The organism is Microbacterium salitolerans (assembly GCF_019720895.1).
Taxonomy (GTDB): domain Bacteria; phylum Actinomycetota; class Actinomycetes; order Actinomycetales; family Microbacteriaceae; genus Microbacterium.
Map to the genome: position 1 here is coordinate 138175 of NZ_JAHKSH010000006.1, position 20588 is coordinate 158762.

At 70.0% G+C, this 20588-nt stretch carries 24 protein-coding genes; 8 read left to right on the forward strand and 16 right to left on the reverse strand.

All coding sequences use genetic code 11. The features are described 5' to 3' along the window. Positions 1-60: 60 nt before the first annotated feature. From KOL93_RS14695 to KOL93_RS14720, 6 genes are all read right to left on the reverse strand, one after another. Positions 61-159 (reverse strand): 30S ribosomal protein bS22, encoded by a 99-nt coding sequence (locus KOL93_RS14695; protein ID WP_003792170.1) that lies wholly within the window; start codon positions 157-159, stop codon positions 61-63. A 119-nt stretch (positions 160-278) separates the two neighbouring features. Further along, the gene (locus tag KOL93_RS14700; RefSeq protein WP_221586150.1) at positions 279-1082 is read right to left on the reverse strand and encodes an IclR family transcriptional regulator; all 804 of its coding nucleotides are present in this window, start codon (positions 1080-1082) and stop codon (positions 279-281) included. Between the two features lie 7 nt (positions 1083-1089). Continuing rightward, positions 1090-1926: a 5-dehydro-4-deoxy-D-glucuronate isomerase gene (kduI, locus tag KOL93_RS14705; RefSeq protein WP_221586151.1), complete on the reverse strand. Its 837-nt coding sequence runs from the start codon at positions 1924-1926 to the stop codon at positions 1090-1092. A gap of 24 nt (positions 1927-1950) precedes the next feature. After that, positions 1951-3258 (reverse strand): TRAP transporter large permease, encoded by a 1308-nt coding sequence (locus KOL93_RS14710; RefSeq protein WP_221586152.1) that lies wholly within the window; start codon positions 3256-3258, stop codon positions 1951-1953. Continuing rightward, positions 3258-3776 (reverse strand): TRAP transporter small permease, encoded by a 519-nt coding sequence (locus KOL93_RS14715; protein ID WP_221586153.1) that lies wholly within the window; start codon positions 3774-3776, stop codon positions 3258-3260. The genes KOL93_RS14710 and KOL93_RS14715 overlap by 1 nt, the downstream gene beginning before the upstream one ends. Positions 3777-3795: 19 nt before the next feature. Continuing rightward, positions 3796-4809 (reverse strand): TRAP transporter substrate-binding protein, encoded by a 1014-nt coding sequence (locus KOL93_RS14720; RefSeq protein WP_221586154.1) that lies wholly within the window; start codon positions 4807-4809, stop codon positions 3796-3798. 163 nt (positions 4810-4972) lie between these two features. Between KOL93_RS14720 and KOL93_RS14725 the strand changes: the two genes are divergently transcribed. From KOL93_RS14725 to KOL93_RS14740, 4 genes are read left to right on the forward strand one after another with little or no spacing between them, the layout of a single operon-like run. Further along, positions 4973-6016, forward strand: a complete 1044-nt coding sequence (locus KOL93_RS14725) for a zinc-dependent alcohol dehydrogenase (RefSeq protein ID WP_308291653.1) — start codon at positions 4973-4975, stop codon at positions 6014-6016. 14 nt (positions 6017-6030) lie between these two features. Next, positions 6031-6789, forward strand: coding sequence for an SDR family oxidoreductase (locus KOL93_RS14730; RefSeq protein ID WP_221586155.1), 759 nt, complete (start codon positions 6031-6033; stop codon positions 6787-6789). Beyond that, positions 6786-7400, forward strand: a complete 615-nt coding sequence (locus KOL93_RS14735; RefSeq protein WP_221586156.1) for a bifunctional 4-hydroxy-2-oxoglutarate aldolase/2-dehydro-3-deoxy-phosphogluconate aldolase — start codon at positions 6786-6788, stop codon at positions 7398-7400. Before KOL93_RS14730 ends, KOL93_RS14735 begins: the two co-directional genes overlap by 4 nt. Then, a complete protein-coding gene (locus tag KOL93_RS14740) occupies positions 7397-8365 on the forward strand; it encodes a sugar kinase (protein WP_221586157.1) in 969 nt (322 codons plus the stop codon). Before KOL93_RS14735 ends, KOL93_RS14740 begins: the two co-directional genes overlap by 4 nt. Before the next feature lie 63 nt (positions 8366-8428). On the opposite strand, the gene KOL93_RS14745 is transcribed toward KOL93_RS14740, so the two are convergent. Together KOL93_RS14745 and KOL93_RS14750 are read right to left on the reverse strand one after the other, a co-directional pair. Further along, on the reverse strand, positions 8429-8629 hold the full coding sequence (locus KOL93_RS14745) for a helix-turn-helix domain-containing protein (RefSeq protein WP_221586158.1): 201 nt from the start codon (positions 8627-8629) through the stop codon (positions 8429-8431). A gap of 81 nt (positions 8630-8710) precedes the next feature. Next, complete coding sequence (locus KOL93_RS14750) at positions 8711-9649, reverse strand: TetR/AcrR family transcriptional regulator (protein ID WP_221586159.1); 939 nt, start codon at positions 9647-9649, stop codon at positions 8711-8713. An 82-nt stretch (positions 9650-9731) separates the two neighbouring features. Here KOL93_RS14750 and KOL93_RS14755 point away from each other — a divergent pair, with 82 nt between their 5' ends. Both KOL93_RS14755 and KOL93_RS14760 read left to right on the forward strand, forming a co-directional pair. After that, the gene (locus KOL93_RS14755) at positions 9732-10604 is read left to right on the forward strand and encodes an ATP-binding cassette domain-containing protein (protein WP_221586160.1); all 873 of its coding nucleotides are present in this window, start codon (positions 9732-9734) and stop codon (positions 10602-10604) included. Continuing rightward, positions 10601-11356, forward strand: a complete 756-nt coding sequence (locus tag KOL93_RS14760) for an ABC transporter permease (RefSeq protein WP_221586161.1) — start codon at positions 10601-10603, stop codon at positions 11354-11356. Before KOL93_RS14755 ends, KOL93_RS14760 begins: the two co-directional genes overlap by 4 nt. A gap of 36 nt (positions 11357-11392) precedes the next feature. Here KOL93_RS14760 and KOL93_RS14765 read toward each other — a convergent pair whose 3' ends face one another. The 5 genes from KOL93_RS14765 to KOL93_RS14785 all read right to left on the reverse strand — a co-directional run bounded on the left by KOL93_RS14765 (position 11393) and on the right by KOL93_RS14785 (position 15331). Next, positions 11393-11998 (reverse strand): response regulator transcription factor, encoded by a 606-nt coding sequence (locus KOL93_RS14765; RefSeq protein WP_221586162.1) that lies wholly within the window; start codon positions 11996-11998, stop codon positions 11393-11395. Then, positions 11995-13128, reverse strand: coding sequence for a sensor histidine kinase (locus tag KOL93_RS16400; protein ID WP_221586163.1), 1134 nt, complete (start codon positions 13126-13128; stop codon positions 11995-11997). Before KOL93_RS16400 ends, KOL93_RS14765 begins: the two co-directional genes overlap by 4 nt. Then, the gene (locus tag KOL93_RS14775; RefSeq protein WP_221586164.1) at positions 13125-13889 is read right to left on the reverse strand and encodes an ABC transporter permease; all 765 of its coding nucleotides are present in this window, start codon (positions 13887-13889) and stop codon (positions 13125-13127) included. The genes KOL93_RS16400 and KOL93_RS14775 overlap by 4 nt, the downstream gene beginning before the upstream one ends. After that, entirely contained in the window at positions 13886-14806 is a 921-nt protein-coding gene (locus tag KOL93_RS14780; RefSeq protein WP_221586165.1) for an ABC transporter ATP-binding protein, read from the reverse strand. The genes KOL93_RS14775 and KOL93_RS14780 overlap by 4 nt, the downstream gene beginning before the upstream one ends. A 120-nt stretch (positions 14807-14926) precedes the next feature. Then, positions 14927-15331, reverse strand: coding sequence for an ArsR/SmtB family transcription factor (locus KOL93_RS14785; protein WP_221586166.1), 405 nt, complete (start codon positions 15329-15331; stop codon positions 14927-14929). Between the two features lie 134 nt (positions 15332-15465). Between KOL93_RS14785 and KOL93_RS14790 the strand changes: the two genes are divergently transcribed. Both KOL93_RS14790 and KOL93_RS14795 read left to right on the forward strand, forming a co-directional pair. After that, positions 15466-16893, forward strand: coding sequence for a TrkH family potassium uptake protein (locus KOL93_RS14790; protein WP_308291654.1), 1428 nt, complete (start codon positions 15466-15468; stop codon positions 16891-16893). Beyond that, positions 16886-17557 (forward strand): potassium channel family protein, encoded by a 672-nt coding sequence (locus KOL93_RS14795; RefSeq protein ID WP_221586168.1) that lies wholly within the window; start codon positions 16886-16888, stop codon positions 17555-17557. The genes KOL93_RS14790 and KOL93_RS14795 overlap by 8 nt, the downstream gene beginning before the upstream one ends. On the opposite strand, the gene KOL93_RS14800 is transcribed toward KOL93_RS14795, so the two are convergent. The 3 genes from KOL93_RS14800 to proC form a co-directional block, all read right to left on the reverse strand. Next, the gene (locus KOL93_RS14800; RefSeq protein WP_221586169.1) at positions 17558-18253 is read right to left on the reverse strand and encodes a potassium channel family protein; all 696 of its coding nucleotides are present in this window, start codon (positions 18251-18253) and stop codon (positions 17558-17560) included. A gap of 25 nt (positions 18254-18278) precedes the next feature. Further along, positions 18279-19631, reverse strand: a complete 1353-nt coding sequence (locus KOL93_RS14805; protein ID WP_221586170.1) for a TrkH family potassium uptake protein — start codon at positions 19629-19631, stop codon at positions 18279-18281. Between the two features lie 113 nt (positions 19632-19744). After that, on the reverse strand, positions 19745-20584 hold the full coding sequence (proC, locus tag KOL93_RS14810) for a pyrroline-5-carboxylate reductase (RefSeq protein ID WP_221586171.1): 840 nt from the start codon (positions 20582-20584) through the stop codon (positions 19745-19747). Between the last annotated feature and the right edge of the window lie 4 nt (positions 20585-20588).

Consider the following 20588-nt stretch of genomic DNA (forward strand, 5'->3'; position numbering starts at 1 on the left):
TCCCTCACACGCCAAAACGCCGGCCCGAGAATTCGGAGCCGGCGTTTGTGGTGTGGCCGCTTACTTCTTGTTGCGGCGCTGGTGGCGAGTCTTGCGAAGCAGCTTGCGGTGCTTCTTCTTCGCCATGCGCTTGCGGCGCTTCTTGATGACAGATCCCATGGGAACCTCACTCATGTCTCGGGGTCGGAAGCCGGGCACGTACGGGTGCCGGCGTCCGGAAACGGGACGGCAGAAAAAGTGCCTCAGAGAATCTTATCGCATCACCGGGCCGGGCATTCTCAGGTGCCGGGATGCCCGCCGAGCAGCCGCGAGATCTCGTCGGCCGCGGCGACCGCCTGCGGGGCCAGCTGCTCGATCGTGCGGTCGGGGTGCTCGAGGGCGATCGACGAGATCGAGAGGCAGTGCGTGACGCGGCCGTTGTAGTCGCGGATCGGCGCGGCGACGCAGCGGGTGCCGACCTCGTTCTCACCGAGATCGAGCGCGTAGCCCGCCGCGTGCACGCCGTCGAGCGCCGCCTGCAGCGCCTCGACGTCGGTGAGCGTCTCCTCCGTGCGCGACGGGAGCCCTGTCCGCTGCGCATACCGCGCGATCTCGTCGGGCGTCCAGGAGGCCATCGCGGCCTTGCCCATGCCCGTCGAATGCAGGGGGAAGGCGAGCCCGACGCGGGAGCGCATGCGATACGGCTTCGACGAGTCGGTGCGGATGATGTACACGACCTCGTCGCCCGTGACGACCCCGACGTGCACGGTGCAGTCGACGGCCGCCACGAGCCGGTCGACCACGGGCTGCGCGATCGCCGTGATGTCGACGCGGGACAGCGCCCGACCGGCGAGCGTCATGAACCTCTCGCCCGCTCGGTAGCCGTACTCCGCATCTCCCGAGACGAAGCCCTCGTCGACGAGAGAGCCGAGGATCCGGTGCACGGTCGACTTCGGCAGCTGCGCGCGGTCGACGATGTCAGTGAATCGCTCCTCGAGCAGCGCCGCCTCGAGCACGCGCAGCGTCTTCTGACTCGCGCCGGCCGCGGGCGCATGCTTGGCCGCGATCCGCCCGGGCGCCCCGGACTCGGTTTCCATCGTCATGGAAATATCACACCATCTCCGTGACCTGCACGTGGTCCATGTCGTCGAATGACTGGTTCTCGCCCGCCATCGCCCAGACGAACGCGTAGGCCTTCGTCGCGACGCCCGAATGGATCGACCACGACGGCGACATGATGAGGTCGCGGTCGGCCGCGACGATGTGGCGCGTCTCGGTCGGCTCGCCCATCAGGTGCAGGACGCGCGCGTCCTCGGCGACGTCGAAGTAGAGGTAGAACTCGGTGCGGCGCTCGTGCGTGTGCGCGGGCATCGTGTTCCACATGCTGCCGGGGTGCAGGCGCGTGACGCCCATGACGACCTGGCAGCTGCGGATCCCGTTCTCGTGGATGACCTGTCGGAGCGTGCGACGGTTCGCGGTCTCCTGGTCGCCGAGCTCCCGGATGGTCCCGTCGTCGGGGGTCCCCAGCGTGTTCGGGAACGACGTGTGCGCCGGCGCCGAGAAGCCGTAGAACGCGGCTGGATCCGTGGCGTCGACGGACGCGAAGGTCACCTCGTGCGTCCCGCGGCCCAGGTACAGGACCGCCTCGGGGAGCATCTCGTACTCGACGCCGTCGGCGGTGATCGTGCCCGCAGCGCCGACGTTGACGATGCCGATCTCACGGTGCTCGAGGAAGAACTCTGAGCGGATCTCGGGGATCGCCTCGAGCGCCAGGGGCGCGTCGGTCGGGACGGCGCCCACGGCGACGACGCGGTCGTAGTGCGTCGGGATGGCCCGCACGGCGCCCGGGACGAGGAGGTCCTCGACGAGGAAGCGGTCGCGAAGATCCTGCTGGGTGAAAGCGGGGATCTGCTCGGCGGCGACGGGGCCGCGCATGGAGGAAGTCATGGTCTCTCCTTCGTTGAGGTCGGATCAGATGAGGCCGAGCAGTCGCGGCAGTGCGAGCGACAGATCGGGGACGAACACGATGACGAACAGCAGGGCGATGAGGCCGAGCATGAGGGGCCAGATGCGGGCGATGACCGACTCGATGCGCACGCCGGCGACCTGCGACCCGACGAACAGCACGGGCGCCGCGGGCGGCGAGATCACGCCGAGGGACAGGTTGAAGGTCATCATGATGCCGAAGTGCACGGGATCGATGCCGAACGACTGCGCGATCGGCAGGAAGATCGGCGTGAAGATCAGGATCGCGGGCACGGGATCGAGCGGGATGCCGATCAGCAGCAGCACGACCATCATGATGAGCAGGACGACGACCTTCGAGTCCGTCCACCCGAACAGCGTGTCCGAGATGAGCTGCGGGATGCGCGCGTAGCTCATGATGAAGCCCATGATCGTCGACACCGCGATGAGGAAGATGACGATCGAACTCGTGCGGCACGCGTCGAACAGGATCCGCGGGAGGTCACGGGCCTTCACGGTGCGGTAGACGAACGACAGCAGCAGCGCGTACACGACCGCGATCGCGGATCCCTCGGTGGGCGTGAAGAAGCCGGCGACGATGCCGCCGATCGCGACGATGATGAGACCCAGCGACGGCACCGCCTGCAGCAGCGTCTTCGCGACCGTCGCGAGTGACGGGCGCGCGTCGGCCTTCAGCTCGGCGCGTCCCCGGGCGAGGAACATGATGATGATCACGCACACGAGCGCCCACAGGATGCCGGGCACGTAGCCCGCCATGAACAGCGCGCCGACCGATGTGCCGCCCGCCGCGAGCGAGTACACGATGAGCGTGTTGCTCGGCGGGATGAGCATTCCGGCGGGTGCCGAGGCGACGTTGGCGGCCGCGCTGAACGCGGGGTCGTAGCCCGCCTTCTTCTGCATGGGCGACATCGTCGATCCGACCGCGGCGGCGGTGGCGACCGCGGACCCCGAGACGGCTCCGAAGATCGCGTTCGCGATGACGTTCGTCTGCGTCAAAGGCGCCGGCATGCGGCCGACGAGCACGCGGGCGAGGTTGATGAGGCGCTCGGCGATGCCGCCGTTGTTCATGATGACGCCGGCCAGGACGAAGAACGGGATGGCCAGCAGCGCGAACGAGTTCGCCCCGCGGAACATCTGCTGGGCCGCCGTGGCGGCGCCGTTGTCGAACCCGAGGGCGAGGAACATGCAGATCGCCGACGGGAGTCCGAGGCTGATCGACACGGGTGCGCCGATCGCGAGCAGGGCGACGAGACCGCCGAGGAGGATCGCGACGATGAGTCCGGGGTCGACCATCAGATACCAGCCGCCTCTTCGTCCATCGTGTCGTCGTGGGTGTGGCCCGTGTAGTCGCGCCCGAACAGGCGCACGATGTGCATCACGAGGAACAGCGTGAGCAGGATCCCCGACACCGGGAGCGCGAGGTAGAGCTGCCCCTGCGTGAAGGGGAGCACGGGATTCGTCTGCGCCCACGCGCGCTCGGACTGCTGGAGCCCGCCGTACACGAGGACGTAGAGGATGAAGGCGATCGACGCGAGATAAGCGACGAGGTCGGCCCCACGCTGCAGCGAGCGCGGCAGCTTCGCGACGAGGAAGTCCATGACCACGTCAGCCTTCTCCCCCACCGCGATCGCGATGCCGATGAGGCTCACCCAGACGAACGCGAAGCGCGCACTCTCCTCGGTCCACGGAGCGGGGTCGTTCAGCACGAGGCGCGTGAACACCTGCCAGACGACGAGCACGACGAGCAGGGCGAACAGCGCGACGCAGATCACCCGCAGCGCGCCGTGCAGGCCGCGGCTGAACGCGGTCATGGCCTTCTTCATCGTCGGGTCACTCTCCGGCAGCGAGGATGGCGTCGTAGACCTTCTGCTGCACGTCGCTGGTCAGGAGGTCCTCGTGCATCGGGCGCACGGCGTCGCGGAACGCGTCGAGGTCGACCTCGTTGAACTGCGCGCCGGCGTCTTCGGCCTCGGCGGTGGCGGCGTCGACGGCCTCCTGGAACAGCTCGACCTCGCGCGGCAGGCTCTCATCGAGGAGCTGCTCGAACGTCGCGCGCACGTCCTCGTCGAGGCCGGCCCAGAAGTCGGGGTTCACGATGAGGTAGTCGGGCATCATGAGGTGCTCGGTGTACGAGTAGTAGGGCGCGATCTCGTCGTGCGAGAGGTTCGCGTAGATCGTCGCGTTGTTCTCGCCGCCGTCGATGACGCCCGACTGGATCGCGGTGTAGACCTCGCCCTGCGCCATCGGCGTGCCGACGCCGCCCATGCGCTCCATCATCTCGACGTTGGTGTCGGAGGGGATCACACGGATCTTCTGCCCGGCGAGATCGTCGGGGGTCTCGACCGGCCCCTGGCTCGTGTAGACGTTGCGCACGCCGCCGTAGTAGGCCGTGAGCACCTGGATGTCGCTGTCGAGCAGCGAGTCGTACAGGTCGCCCATGACCTCGTCGTCGTTGAGGACCTCGACCTGCTGCTCGGCGCTGTCGTAGAGGTACGGCAGGTTGACGACCGAGAAGTCGCTCGAGAAGTTCTCGAGCAGCGAGCCCGCGACGATCGCGAACGGGAGCGCGCCCGACTGGACCTGCTCGATCGTGGCCGCCTGGTCGCCCAGGGTCTCGTCGGGGAAGATCTCGAGCGTCAGAGCGCCGTCGGTCTCCTCGTCGAGCGCGTCGGACAGCTCCGTCATCGTCTGCGCCTGCGGGTGGGTGATGCCCTGGTTGAACGCGAGGTTCGCGACCGTGGCCTGGCCGCCTTCCCCGCCGCCGGCCGCACTGCCGGAGCATGCGGCGAGGCCGAGACCGAGAGCCGCCACGGCGGACGTGGCGATGATGCGTCGAGCATTCATGGGTGTTCCTCCTCATCGAGTCCGTCCGGTCATCGTTGCGCCGGTCGGGGACCGGGCCTACTGTAACCGGATAGAACTCAGTTTCGCCAGCCGGACCTTTCTATGGAATTGTGTTCCATGTCTCTCCGTCCGGAGCGACCACTCGCTCAGAGAGGAGCCCGCTGTGGCACGCAGCCAGTACGCCGGAGGAGGCCGCCAGGCCTCCTACGCCGGCCATGGAACGATCGAGATGACCGAGGCGCCCGCCGCCGCGCCGGGTCCGGGTCAGGTGCAGATCCGCGTGGCCTACTGCGGCATCTGCGGCACCGACCTGCACATCCTCCACGGCGCGATGGATCACCGCGTTCGCACGCCGCAGCCGATCGGCCACGAAATGAGCGGCACCGTCGAGGCTGTCGGCGCGGGCGTGGAGAGCATCGCGGTCGGCGCGCCCGTCACCGTCATGCCCCTCGACTGGTGCGGCGACTGCCCCGCGTGCACGTCCGGCACGCAGCACATCTGCCAGAACCTCGACTTCGTCGGCATCGAGACCACGGGCGCGATGCAGCAGCTGTGGACCGTTCCCGAGTCCATCGTCGTGCCGCTGCCCGAGGGCACCCCGCTCACGCACGCGGCCCTCGTCGAGCCCCTCGCGGTCGCCGCACACGACGTGCGACGGTCTCGCCTGACGCCGGGCGAGACGGCCCTCGTCATCGGCGGCGGCCCGATCGGCCAGCTGATCGCGCTCGTCGCCGCCCGCACCGGCGCGCACGTGATCGTCGCCGAGCCGAACGCCGAGCGCCGCGCCTTCGCGGCACGACAGGGCGCGATCGTCGTCGACCCGCTGAACGAGGATCTCGCGCAGATCGTGCAGGAGCGCACGGGCGGCGCCGGTGCCGACGTCGTGTTCGAGGTCGCCGGTCTCGCGGCGACGGCGCTCGACGCGACGAACCACGCGCGCACCCGCGGCCGCCTCGTCATGGTCGCGATCCACCCGAAGCCCGTGCCGATCGACCTGCACCGCGTCTTCTGGCGCGAGCTCGAGCTTCTCGGCGCCCGCGTGTACGAGCGCGAGGACTTCGACCGCGCCGTCGACCTCGTCGCCTCGGGTTCGCTCCCCTGCGACGAGATCATCAGCGACGTCGTGCCGCTGGATCGCACGGCCGACGCCTTCGAACGCCTCGCCGACGCCCGCGCCCTCAAGGTGCTCGTCGACGTGCAGAACTGACACAGGAGATGACTATGACCACCGACCTCTTCGACCTCACCGGCCGCACCGCCGTCGTCACGGGAGCGCGCCGCGGCATCGGCTTCGCGATGGCTGAGGCCCTTGCAGCCGCCGGCGCCGACATCATCGCGGCATCCTCGAGCCAGGAGGCCGACGGCGGCGAGATCGGCCGCCGCGTGCGCGACCTCGGCCGCTCGTTCGAGGGACACGCCGTCGACTTCCGCGACCGCGACGCGGTGGTCGCGTTCGGAGACGCGGTCGCCGGCCGCGCCGACATCCTCGTGAACAATGCCGGCACCATCCGCCGCGCGCCCGCCGCCGAGCACCCGCTCGAGTGGTGGGACGAGGTCATCGATGTCAACCTCAGCAGCCAGTTCGCCCTGTCGCAGAAGGTCGGCGCGGCGATGCTCGAGCGCGGCGGCGGGAAGATCATCTTCACCGCCAGCCTGCTCACGTTCCAGGGCGGCATCAACGTGCCCGGGTACACGTCGTCGAAGTCGGCGATCGGCGGCCTGACGAAGGCCCTCGCGAACGAGTGGGCGGGACGCGGCGTGAACGTGAACGCGATCGCGCCCGGCTACATCGCGACCGACAACACGCAGGCCCTGCGTGAAGACGCCGACCGCTCGCGATCGATCCTGGAGCGGATCCCGGCAGGACGCTGGGGCCAGGCCAGCGACCTCGGCGGCGCCGCCGTCTTCCTCGCCAGCCGCGCGTCGGACTACGTCTCGGGCGTGACGATTCCCGTCGACGGCGGCTGGATGGGTCGATGAGCCACGCGCTGTTCGATCACCCCGTCATCCCGCTCGCGTCGGTGAAGAGCGCGGATCACATCGAGGCGATCGGCGACGGCCTGGTCGCGGGCGGCCTGCCCGTCGTCGAGGTCGGCCTGCGCACCGAGCACGGCCTGCCCGCGATCGAGCGCCTCGCAGCCCGCGGCGACCTCCTCGTCGGCGCCGGGACCGTGCTGGATCCCGCGCAGGCGCGGCGCGCGATCGACGCGGGCGCGCAGTTCGTCGTGACGCCGGGCTTCGACGGCGAGGTGGTCGACCTCGTCCGCGCCGCGGGAATGCCGATCGTGCCCGGCGTCGTCACCCCCACCGAGGTGCAGCAGGCGCTGCGCGCAGGACTCGACCGCCTCAAGCTGTTCCCCGCGAGCGTCGTCGGAGGCCTCGATCTCCTGACCGCCTACGCCGACATCTACCGCGGGGTGCGCTTCATGCCCTCGGGCGGCGTCTCTCTCGACACGCTCGCCGAGACGCTCGCTCATCCCCTCGTGTTCGCCGCGAGCGGCAGCTGGATCACGAAGCACGCGAGCGACGGCGCCGAGGCCGTCGCCACGGCCGCGCGCCGCGCGCTCGAGGTCGCCCGGAGCGCCTCGTGAGCGACCGCGACATCGACGTGCTCGTCGTCGGCGAGAGCCTCGGGCTGCTGGTCGCCGACCGGCCCGGCAGGCTCGCGCACGTCGGCGGAATGCGCCTGGGCTTCGGCGGCGCAGAGGGCAACGTCGCGATCGGGGTCTCCCGACTCGACGGCGCGGCCGCGTGGATCGGACGGGTCGGAGGCGACGGCATCGGCGAACTCATCGTGCGCGAGCTCCGCGCGGAGGGCGTCGAGACCCACCCGGTCGTCGATGAGGACGCCGCGACCGCGCTCATGCTGAAGGAGCGTCCGCTGCCCGGCACGAGCCGCATCACGTACTACCGGACGGGCCAGGCGGGCAGCCGCCTCGCCCCCGACGACATCTCGCCCGACGTCGTCGCACGTGCGCGGATCCTGCACATCACGGGCATCTCGGCGGGACTCGGCGAGAGCCCCCTCGCGGCCGCGCACGCCGCGATCGACCACGCGCGCGCCACGGGCGCGCTCGTGTCGTTCGATGTCAACCACCGCCGCGCGCTCTGGTCGGACGAGGCCGACGCGCGTGCGGCGTACCGCGGGCTCGCCGCGCGCGCGGACATCGTCTTCGCGGGGGATGATGAGGCGGAGATGCTGACGTCCGAGACGGACGCGACGCGCCAGCTCGACGCGATCCGCGCCCTCGGGGCCGCGCACGCGATCGTCAAGCTCGGCGACCGGGGCGCGACCGCCCTGGACGACGAGGGCCGGCGCACCACGCGCGCCGCGCACCGCGTCGACACCGTCGACACCGTCGGCGCGGGCGACGCGTTCGTCGCGGGCTGGCTGACCGAGCTGGCGCGCGGCGGCGACGCCGACGCCCGACTCGACGCGGCCGTCGCGTGCGGCGCGTTCGCGTGCCTCGGCGAGGGCGACTGGGAGTCGGCGCCGACGGCCGCAGACATCGCCTGGCTGCGCCGGGGCGGTGCCGAGGACCCCGTCAGCCGGTGACCCGACGCAGACGACGGCGCCCGATCCGATGGATCGGGCGCCGTCGTCTGGAAAATCGTGGCGTCAGCCGGCCTGCGCCTGCCCCTCGTCGGGCAGCTGCACGACCTGGGTGACAGCGCTCTCGGGAACGCGATAGCTGCGGCCGAAGCGGACGGCGGGGAGCTCTCCGGAGTGCACGAGGCGATAGACCGTCATCTTCGAGACGCGCATGATGTCGGCGACCTCTGCGACGGTCAGGAACCGCATATCAGGCATCTCGGCCATGTTGAACTCTCCCCCGGTGTTCGGCTGGTGTTCACTCTAGGTGCTGGCGGATCCGCGTGTAAACCCGTGTGACTCGTGTGATCACGCGTCTCGGCGGGCCCGCGCCTCCTTCAGAACCTGCCCCTGCGCCCGGCGCGCCTGCCGCACGACCTTCTCGGCCTGCCGCAGCGCCTTCTCGGCGTCGCGCGTCGCGCGTGCGGCGGCCCGATAGCGCTTGTCGTCGGCCACGTCGGCATCGTCGAGCACGCCTGCGAGCACGGTCTCGACCGGCGCCTCGCCGCTCTCGCGCGACGCGATATGCGCGGCGACGCCGTCGAGCGTGCGCTCGATGCCGAACCGGAACGGATCCTGCGTCGAGACGAACACACCGGCGTCGATCATCTCGCGCAGCCGCGGGTACGCGTCGGCCGAGATGACGGCGTCGTAGAGCGCGCTCTCGTCGGCTGCGACCTCGTCGTCCGTGCGCCCGGACGATCGCGCCTCCTCGGTGTACCCAGCGAGCACCGTGCCGTTCCAGCGGGCGTGCCCCGTGACGGCGAGCACCACGGCGATGCGCTCATCGGCGTCGAGCGGCGTCTCGTCGAGCGCTTCGAGACTCGCTTCCATCCACTCCGAGCTGTTCGGAGTGATGGGCGATCCGCTGATGGGGAGGGACAGGATCCACGGGTGCCGCACATAGACCTCGAGCTGCTCACGGAAGAGCACGAGCAGCTTCGCGCGCCACCCCTCCCGCTCGCGATAGGCCGTCGTCGGCACTCCGGTCGCCTCCTCCTGCATGAGGAGCAGGAGGTCGTCCTTCGCCGTGACGTAGCGGTAGAGCGACATCGGCGTGAAGCCGAGGCGCTTGGCGACCGCCGACATCGAGACCGCCCCGATCCCCTCCGCGTCGGCGAGCTCGACGGCGGTCTCGACGATGCGCTCGACGCTCATCTCGCGCTTGGGCCCGCGCTGGGGGTTCGCCGCGACGCCCCAGGCGAGGGCGATCCCTCGGGGGAGCTCGATCTGCTCGTCATCTGTCACAGGCTCCAGCGTAGGCCTGTTTACATCATAAACAGTGTGTTACCGTCATAAACAGTTTCCGTCGTACACAGAAAGGATCCCCATGTCCCACGCCATCCAGGTGCGGGGGCTGCGCAAGCGGTTCGGCAGCCACACCGTGCTCGACGGCCTCGATCTGTCGGTCGCGCCCGGCGAGATCTTCGCACTCCTCGGCCCCAACGGCGCCGGCAAGACGACGATCGTCGAGATCCTCACGACCCTGTCGCGGCCTGACGGCGGCACGGCCGAGGTCGCCGGATACGACGTCACGCGCGCGCCCCGCGCCGTGCAGCAGCGCATCAGCCTCACGGGGCAGTCCGCGACGGTCGATGACGCGCTCACCGCGCGCGAGAACATCGTGATGTTCGCGCGCCTGTGGGGGCTCGGATCCCGCGCCGCGCACGAGCGGGCCGTCGAGCTGCTGGCGCAGTTCGGGCTCACGGAGGCCGGAGGTCGCCGCGTCGCCACGTTCTCGGGCGGCATGCGCCGACGCCTCGATCTCTCCCTGAGCGTCGTCGTGCGCCCCGAGGTGCTGTTCCTCGACGAGCCCACGACGGGTCTCGACACTCGCAGCCGCCGTGAACTGTGGGAGGAGATCACCGCGCTCGCGACCGCGGGGACGACCGTCTTCCTCACCACCCAGTACCTCGAGGAGGCCGACCAGCTCGCCGACCGCGTCGCCGTTCTGCACGACGGCCGCATCGTCGCCCTCGGCACGCCGTCCGAGCTCAAGGCCCGCGTCGGCGGCGCGACCCTCGAGGTCCACGGCGACGACGGTTCCGTGATCCGCGAGGTTCCGACCGACGGATCCGTCGACGGCCTGCGCGACGTGCTGGCCGATCTCCAGGACACGGGCACCGTCACGCTGCGGCGCCCCACCCTCGACGACGTCTTCCTCGCCCTGACCGGCGAGGCCCGACAGAAGGAGTCCGCATGACCGCCCTGACCGCGGAGCGCGTCTTCATCACCCGCTCCCTGCGCTCCTCGATGCGCGACGCCGAATCGCTCCTCATGGCGATCGCCCTGCCCGTCATGCTCATGCTGATGTTCACCTGGGTGTTCGGCGGCGCCATCGATCCGACCGGCGGCTACGTCGACTACGTCGTGCCGGGCACGATCCTCACCTGCGCCGGGTTCGGCGCCGCGACCACGGCGACGTTCGTCGCGAACGACATGAAGAACGGGTCCATCGACCGGTTCCGCACGATGCCGCTCCGCGCCGGGGCGGTGCTCACGGGGCACGTGGTCGCGAGCCTCGCGCGCAATCTCGTCGCGACGGGCGCCGTGATCGCCGTCGCGATCGCCATCGGTTTCCGCCCCGACGCGAGTGCGGTCGACTGGGTCGCCGCGATCGCCGTCATCGCCATCTGGATTCTCGCGATCACGTACCTGTTCGCGGCGATCGGACTGGCCGCGGGGTCCGCCGAGGCGGCCAGCGGATACGGCTTCATCCTGCTGTTCCTCCCCTACCTGTCGAGTGCCTTCGTGCCGATCGACACGATGCCCGGCTGGCTGCAGCCGATCGCCGAGTACCAGCCCGTCACCCCCGTGGTCGAGACGATCCGCGCCCTGCTGCTCGGAACCGACATCGACACGGAGCCGCTGTGGGCGCTCGGCTGGTGCGCGGGGATCCTCGCCGTCGCCGTCGCCTGGGGCGCCTGGCTCTTCGGTCGCCGGCGCCGGCGGTGAGCGGGGGCGCGTCTTGCGAGCCCCGGGAGACGCGCCCTACAGCCAGCCGTGGGACTGAGCGGCGCGCGCGGCCTCGACCCGGTTGGACGTCGCCGTCTTGGCGATCGCGCTGCTCAGGTAGTTGCGCACGGTGCCGCCGGACAGGTGCACGCGGGCCGCGACCGCCTGCACGGGGGCGCCGTCGAGGCACTCTCGCAGGATCTCGCGCTCGCGGGGCGTCAGGGGGTTCGCGCCGCCCACCAGCGAGTCAGCGGCGAGGGACGGATCCACGATCCGGCGGCCCGCGTGAACGGCGCGCACCGCCTCGGCGAGCTCGGACGCGGGGGTGTCCTTGACCACGAATCCGCTCGCACCGGCCTCGAGCGCGCGGCGCACGTACCCCGGTCGCCCGAACGTCGTGACGATGATCGACCTCACGCCGGGGAGCTCGGCACGCACCTGCCCGGCCGCGTCGATGCCGTCGATGCCGGGCATCTCGATGTCGAGCAGGCAGACGTCGACGTCCGCGGCCCGGGCGGCGGAGACGACCTCGTCTCCTCTCCCCACCTCGGCCACGACCTCGATGTCCTCTTCGAGCGACAGAAGCGCCGCGAGGGCGCCGCGCACGAGGGCCTGATCGTCTGCCAGCAGGATCCGGATCACCAGCGCACCTCCACGCGCGTCCCCTGGTCACGATCGGCGCGGCCCACCGTCAGCGTCGCGCCCGCGCCCGCCGCGCGCTCGCGCACACCGCGCAGCCCCGCGACCGCGTCCGCGTCGGCGATGCCCACCCCGTCGTCCTCGACGACGAGCCCGTCGGCGGTGAGCGTGACAGTGCACCGGCGGGCGCGCGCATGACGGACGACGTTCGTGATCGCCTCGCGCAGCGTCCAGGCCACGATGATCCGGTATCGCGGATCGACGTCGTCCGCCGCACCGCGCACCTCGTGCGCGATGCCCGCACCCTCGAGCGCCCGGCATGCCGAGTCGATCTCGTCGCCGAGGCGGGCCACGCGCAGTCCCGAGACGGTCGCGCGCACTTCGGCGAGCGCCTCGCGCGAGAGGCTGCGGATCTGCGCGATCTCGCGCCGGGCGGCATCCGGGTCACGGTCGATGAGCCGCTCGGCGAGCTCGGCCTTGACGGTCACGATCGTGAGGCTGTGGCCGAGCGTGTCGTGCACGTCGCGGGCGACGCGCTCGCGCTCCGCGACGAGTCCGAGCTGGCGATCCATCTCGTCGTGCCGCACGCCGGCTTCGATCAGCGCCCGCGTGACGCCCGTCGTCACGATGACGATGAGGGGCGGGAGGATCAGCCACAGGCCGCGCGAGATGTCGCCCGTGATCACGAGCACGACCACGAGGGCCGCCGTGAGCGTCAGCGCGAGCGCCAGCGCGAATCGCAGCGAACCGGAGAACATGGCCGTCGCGACCACGAACGCGGTCGCGCCGAGCGCTCCGACGTCGGTCAGCAGCGCCGCAGAGATCATGAGCGCGAGCAGGATGCCGATCGTGATGAGCCCTCGCGCGCGCGACTCCTCCCAGCTGTCGAAGTTCGGTCGCGCGACGAATCCGGCGATGTAGACGACGCCGAATGCGGCGAGCAGCGCGACCGCGGCGACCTTCGCTCCGGCCGACGCCTCGGACTCGATCACCGACGAGATCGGGAAGAATAGGAAGACGATCCAGACGACGCCCATGAGCCACCCGAAGCGCTGCCACGGATCCCTCGCCGGCTCGCCCTGCTCACCCGTCGTCACGCTCCCCATCGTGGCAGGCGGCGCGGCGCTCGTCACTGCCTCGATCGTCCGCGCCGCGCGACGAGGATCGTCGCGACGACGAAGACGACGGCCCAGACGCTCAGATTGAGGATCGGCAGCCACAGCGGGTCGTGCGCGGCCGACGGCTCCGACCCCATCGCCACGGCGTCGCCGTCCGTGAGCGGGTAGCGCGCGAGCGCGACGAACCCGTACAGCGGCGTGAACCGCGCGATGTCGAGCAGCACGCCCGACAGCGGGAAGAAGAGATTGCCGAGGAAGCCGAAGATCACGAGGGATCCGCTCGCCGCGCCGACCGCGCCTTCGCTGCGGAACAGGAGGCCCGCGAGGAGGCCGAAGAAGGAGAACACGGCCGCGCCGATCAGGACGACGATCGCGCTCAGGATCCAGACGCGCGGCTCCGCCTCGGCACCGGTGAGCCAGCCGAGCAGGTAGATGAGCCCGACGGGGATGATCGCGATGACGAACCCCACCATCGCCTTCGTGACGACGCGCTGCGCGTCGCTCATGGGCGTCAGGCCGAGCTGGCGGCCCCAGCCCTGCATCTGCTCGACAGCCGCCATGCCGCCGACGCCGACGGTCGCGGTCACGGCGCCGTATGCCGCCATGCCGATCATGATGTACGCCGAGACGTTACCGCCCCCGAGGTCGACGTCGCCGTACTCCTGCGTCGCGCCGAAGATGATGTAGAGGAGCGCCGGCAGGATCGCCACGAAGAACATCGACACGAGATCGCGCAGCGTGCGGACGAGCTCGATGCCGAGATAGGTCGCGTTCATGCGCGCTCCTCCTGTGTGATCGTGCGGAAAGCGTCGTCGAGGCTCCCCGCGGTGATCTCGAGGTCATGCGCCCCGAGGTCCGTGAGGAGGGTGCGGGCCACGGCATCCGAGTCCGTCGCCCGGATGCTCAGGCGACCCGCGTCGTGCGAGACACCCGTCACGCCCGGGAGCGTCGCGACGGTGCGCGCAACCTCGTCTCCGCGTGCCGGGTCCACGAAGGCCTGGAGGCGGCGGCCCGACACCGTCGCGCGGATCTCGGCGGTCGTGCCGTCGGCGACGACCCGGCCACGGGCCACCATGACGATCCGCTGAGCGAACGCGTCGGCCTCCTCGAGATAGTGCGTCGCGAAGACGACGGTGCGACCCGCGCGGGCGTCCTCCCGCATCGTCGCCCAGAAGTCGCTGCGCGCCGTGACGTCCATTCCGGCCGTCGGCTCGTCGAGGATGAGGAGATCCGGATCCGACAGCAGCGCGAGCGCGAACCGCAGGCGCTGCTGCTCCCCGCCGGAGCACTTCGAGACGCTTCGATGCGCGATCTCGGCGATGCCCGCCCGCTCGATCACGTCGTCGGCGGGCAGCGCGTGCGGGAACGTCGACGCGATGAGGCGCACGGTCTCGCGCACCGTGAGGTCGCGCAGGAGACCGCCCGACTGCAGCACCGCCGAGACGTGCCCGTCCCTCACCGCCTGGCGCGGCGGGCGCCCGAACACCGCGACGTCGCCGTCCGTCGGGTTCGTCAGGCCGAGCACCATGTCGAGCAGCGTCGTCTTGCCCGCGCCGTTCGGCCCGAGCAGCGCGACGATCTCACCGCGGGCGATGTCGAGATCGATGCCGTCGACGGCACGGAAGGAGGATCCGCCGGTGCGGAACTCCTTCACGACGCGCGTCAGGGATACCGCGAGCTCCTGTGTGGTCATGCTCCGAGTGTCGCGGCCGGCGTGTGCGACGCCGAGACCGATGTGTCACGGATCCGGCATGACAGTTGTCACGTGCCGCCGTTCGACCTCCGCGGGGTCGGCCAGGTGAGGCGTGCCAGCTTATGCGCCGAGGCGCTTGAGCGCGGTCTGCACCACGGCCGCGGTGCGGCCGAGCGACTCGGCGAACTTCGTCGCGGGCTCGGACAGAGGAGCATAGACGGAGTGGGCGGCCTCGGCCGCGAGCTCGCCCTCGTCGACGAAGAACGGAACGAGCCAGTCGTCGACCTCTTCGAGAGGCTCGGTCTCGAGGCGGTAGTAGCGGTGCTGTCCCTCTTCGCGCACGGTCACGATGCCCGCCTCGCGCAGGACCTTGAGGTGCTTCGAGACGGTCGGCTGGCTGACGCTCAGCTCGCTGACGATCTGCGACACGCTCGTGCCGCCATCTGATTCCTGGTCGCGGCGGAGGAGAAGCTGAAGGATCTCGCGCCGGGTGCCGTCGGCGATCACGTCGAAGATGTCGGCCATAGGGCACAGCGTATGGCATGACGGGAATATTCGACACGGCGACCGGGTGCGCCGGAGTACGATGGCCGCTGACCATTCCGCAGACGAGGGGCGATCAGTCAATGCCAGGGAGCCGGGCTGCGTCGCACGAGTCTGTGCTCGGACGTCTCTCACACGCCGTATGGCACTGGTTCCGCGTCATCACGACGCACTCCCCCGCGCGCTTCGCGCTGCTCGTCTTCGCGAGCCTCGTCCTCGTCTTCACCGCGCTGCTGTCCCTGCCGATCGCGTCGACGAACGACAGCGCGACACCGCTGGCCGACGCACTGTTCACGGCGATGTCGACGATCTGCGTGACGGGATTGGTGAGCGTCGACATGGCCTCCCACTGGTCCGTGTTCGGCGACATCGTCATCTTCGTCGGCGTGAACATCGGCGGGATGGGCGCCCTCACGATCGCGTCGATGATGGGCCTCATCATCTCGAAGCGCATGGGCCTGCGCGCCAAGCTCATCGCGGCCGGCGACACGAACCCCCTGCGCGCGCACGGCGGCTCCGTCAGCGAGTCGCAGGCGGTGCGCCTGGGCGAAGTCGGTCAGCTCCTGCGCACGGTCGCGCTCTCGACCGTCATCATCGAGCTCGCCGTCGCGCTGCTCATCTACCCGTCGGTCGTCGTGAAGTACGACTGGCTCGACGCGCTCTGGATCTCGCCCGTCTACGCGGCGATGTCCTTCACGAACACCGGCTTCACGCTCAACGACGGCGGCATCGGGGTGTTCGAGCACGACTACTACTTCATGACCGTGATCATGATCAGCGTGTTCATCGGCAGCTTCGGCTTCCCCGTCATCTACGCGCTGTCGCGGCATATCCTGAACCCCTACAAGGCGCAGCTGTTCCGTCCCTCGACCTGGTCGCTGCACGTCAAGCTCACGCTCATCACGACGACGATCCTCCTGTTCGGCGGCGCGGGGTCCTTCCTCGCTCTGGAGTACGGCAACCCCGGAACGTTCGGCTCCATGAGCGCCGGCGACACGATCTTCCAATCATTCTTCGTCTCGGTGATGGCGCGCTCGGGCGGCTTCAGCGTCGTCGACATCGGCGAGCTCTACGGATCCAGCATGGTCGTCGGCTCGATGCTCATGTTCGTCGGCGGCGGATCCGCGTCCACGGCCGGCGGCATCAAGGTCACCACCCTCGCGGTGCTCGCCCTCGCGGTCTGGTCGGAGGCGAAGGGGCGCACGTCCGTCGAGGCCTTCGGACGCCGCATCCCCTCCGACGTCCAGCGCGTCGCCGTCGCCGTCCTCGCGTGGGGCGCGACGATCTGCGCGCTCGCGACGATCATCATCGCCCAGATCACGCACGCGCCGATCGCCGAGGTCCTCTTCGACGTGATCTCGGCCTTCGGCACGGTCGGCCTGTCGACGGGTCTCACCGAGTCCCTCCCCGACCACGCTCTCTACGTCATGGCGGTGGCCATCTTCATGGGGCGCGTTGGTACAGTCACACTCGCCGCGGCCGTCGCCGCGACCTCGAAGTCGCAGCACTACTCGCTGCCCGTCGAAAGGCCCATCGTTGGTTGAGCAGATCCGCACCGACGCGCCCGTGCTCGTCATCGGCCTGGGCCGATTCGGCGCCGCCTGCGCCGGCGAGCTCGACCGCCTCGACCGCGACGTCCTCGCGATCGACGCAGACCTCGGGCTCGTGCAGAAGTGGTCGGAGCGCGTCACCCACACGGTCCAGGCCGACGCCCGCAACCTCGAGGCCCTGAAGCAGATCGGCGCGCAGGACTTCCAGGTCGCCGTCGTCGCGACCGGCTCCTCGATCGAGGCGTCCGTGCTCATCACGGCCAACCTCGTCGATCTCAAGGTGCCGCAGATCTGGGCGAAGGCGACGAGCCAGTCGCACGGCAAGATCCTCTCGCGCGTCGGCGCGAACCACGTCATCTACCCCGAGCGCGAGGCCGGCGAGCGCGTCGCCCACCTCGTGAGCGGGCGCATGCTCGACTTCATCCGCTTCGACGACGACTTCGTCCTCGCGAAGATGTTCCCCCCGAAGCTCATCCGCGGCGCGACTCTCGCCGACACAGGGGTACGCAGCAAGTACAACATCACGGTCGTGGGTGTGAAGGCTCCCGGCAAGCCGTTCCGCTACGCCGAGGCCAACACGGTCGTCACGAACCACGACCTCATCATCGTCTCCGGCACCAACGCCGACGTCGAGCGCTTCGCCTCGCTCGACCGCTGATCAGCGCAGCTGCGCGAACGACTCGACACGCTTCGTCGGGCCGAAGGCGAGCACGGTGTCGTCCTGACGCAGGATCGTCTCGGCGTCGGCCGGCTTCCACACTCCGCCGACGGGCTTGCGCGCCGCGATCGTGACCCCGTGGCGCTCGCGCAGCCTGGTCTGGCCGAGCGGGATCCCGTCGAGTTCCTCGGGTGGCGACACCTTCACGATCGCGAAGCCCTCGTCGACCTCGAGGTAGTCCTTCGCCGCGCCGCGTACGAGGTGGGCGACGCGGCGCCCCATGTCGTGCTCGGGGTACACGACGTGATGCACGCCGAGCTGCTCGAGGATCCGACCGTGCTGCTCGTCGATCGCCTTCGCCCAGATCGCTGGGCCGCCCTCCTGCAGCAGCATCGACGCCGCGAGGATCGATGCCTTGAGGTCGCCGCTGATCGCGATCACGGCGCGGTCGAAGTCGCGGACAGCGAGCTGCCGCAGCACCTCGTCCTTTGTGACGTCGGCGCGGACGACCTGCGTGAGCTGGCCGTTCAGCTCCTGCACGACGTCGCCGTCCGAGTCGATGCCGAGCACCTCCGTGCCGGACTCCATCAGCTCGAGCGCGAGCGATCTGCCGAAGCGTCCCAGCCCGATCACCACGACGGAGTCGGCCTCGGCGATGCGCCGCGAGGTCTCCCCGAACGACAGAAACGAACCCATTCTGGTCTTTCCTCTCCGCCCGCCATCAGCCGATGGCGGGGCGCTCCTTCGGAAGCTCGTACGCGGCGCGGCGCTCCTTCAGCGCCAGTGCCGTGCCGAGCGTGAGTGGCCCGAGCCTCCCCATGAACATGAGCATCACGATGAGCACGCGCGCGGGCTCCGGCAGGTCCGAGGTGATCCCCGTCGACAGGCCGACGGTGCCGAACGCGGAGACCACCTCGAACAGGACCTGATCGAGGTCGAGGTCTGTCATCGCGAGGATCGCAAGCGTCACGACGACGATCGCGGCGATCGCCAGCAGCACGACCGAGATCGCCTGGCGGTGGACGCCGCGCGCGAGTCGCTTGCCGAAGATGTTGACGGCCGTCCCGCCCCGCAGCTCCGTCCAGAGGATGAAGAACAGCACGGCGAACGTCGTCACCTTGATGCCGCCCGCCGTGCCGGCGGGGCCGCCGCCGATGAACATGAGGATGTCGGTGACGAGCCACGTCTCGTCGTGCATCGCCCCGATATCGACGGAGTTGAAGCCGGCCGTGCGGGTCTGGACGGCGTGGAAGAAGCCGCCGAGGATCCGTGTGCCGGGATCCGCGGATCCGAGCGTCGCGGGATTCGACCACTCCATGACCGTGACGGCGATCGTGCCGAGCGCGAGCAGCGCGGCCGTCGCCGCGAGCACGATGCGGGTGTTCATCGACCAGTGCAGCGGGTGGCGGATCTCGCGCCGGAGCTCGCGCAGGACCGGGAAGCCGATGCCGCCGATGATGATCGCGGCGCACATCGGCAGCAGCAGCCAGCCGTCCGAGGCGAAGCCCATCATGCTGTCGGCCTGCAGCGCGAACCCGGCGTTGTTGAATGCCGAGACCGCGTGGAAGACCGAGAACCACGCGGCCTCGCCGACGCCGTACCCGTATCCCGTGAGGATGCGGATGAAGAGGATCAGCGCGACGACGGCTTCGATCGAGATCGACGTCACGAAGATGCCGCCGACGATCCGACGGACGTTCGGCGCCACCGCCGTCTTGGTCTCGACGACCGTCGCCATGCGCGCCCGCATCGACAGCCGGCGCGCGAGCGCGATGCCGACGAGGGTGGCGACCACCATGATCCCGAGCCCGCCGAGCTGGATGAGGAGCAGGATCACCGCCAGGCCGAACCCGCTCCAGTGGCTCCCCGTGTCGACCACCACGAGCCCTGTCACGCTGACGGCGGACGTCGCGGTGAACAGCGCGTCGACAACGGTCGTGCGGCTGCCGGGCGCCGTCGAGAGGGGCAGGAGGAGGAGCGCGGTGCCGATGACGAGCGTCAGCCCGAACCCGAGGACGATGGCCTGTGCGGGAGCAAGGGCCCTGCCGCGCCTGGTCCGCACGATGCGACTCACGAACGATGACAGTACGCCGTTTCGGGGCGCGCGCAAGTCGGTGCGTCCGGACGGCGAAAGGGCCCCCGGCCGCGGCGGCGGACGAGGGCCCTCCGGTGGGCTCCGGGCGCGGCTCAGCCCTCGGCGGCGAGCTCCTTTGCGCGGGCATAGGCCGCGTCGGTCGCCTTCTTGAAGAGGGCGTCGAGGTCGGCGGCCTGGAATGTCTCGACCGCCTCGTGCGTCGTGCCGTTGGGGCTCGTGACACCGCGACGCAGGTCGGCCGGATCCTGCCCGGACGCCTCGAGGAACGCCGTCGCCCCGATGAACGTCTTCTCGGCGATGAGGCGGGCGCGCTCGTCATCGAAGCCCTGGTGCTTCGCGGCCTCGATCAGCTTCTCGATGAACAGGAAGACGTACGCGGGGCCGGATCCGGAGATCGTCGAGATCGCGTCGATGCCGTCGTCGCCCTCGACCTCGACGGCGTCGCCCACCGTCTCGAACAGGCGCTTCACGATCGCCATGTCGGCCTCGGAGGCGTGCGTTCCGGCGGCCAGCCCCGTGACGCCCTTGCCGACCGTCGACGGCGTGTTCGGCATCGAGCGGATCACCGATGTCGATCCGAGCTTCTCCTCGAACTGCGCGAGCGTGATGCCCGCCGCGAGGCTCACGACGATCGCGTCCTCGCGCAGGTGCGGTCCGATCGCGTCGAGCAGGTCCGAGATCATGTACGGCTTGACGCCGACGAGGATCACGCGCGCGGCCTGCACGGCCTGGACGTTGCCGTCCGGGGTGCTCTCGAGCGCGATGCTCGTCACGCCGTCGAGCTCGGCCAGCGCGTCGGCCTTGGCGGCGGTGCGGTTCGTGACGTGGATGCCCCCGTCGACGGGGATCCCGCTCGCGACGAGGCCGCGGAGGATCGCGCCTCCCATCGAACCGGCACCGATGAATGCGACAGAGGGAAGAGCTTCAGTCATGCCT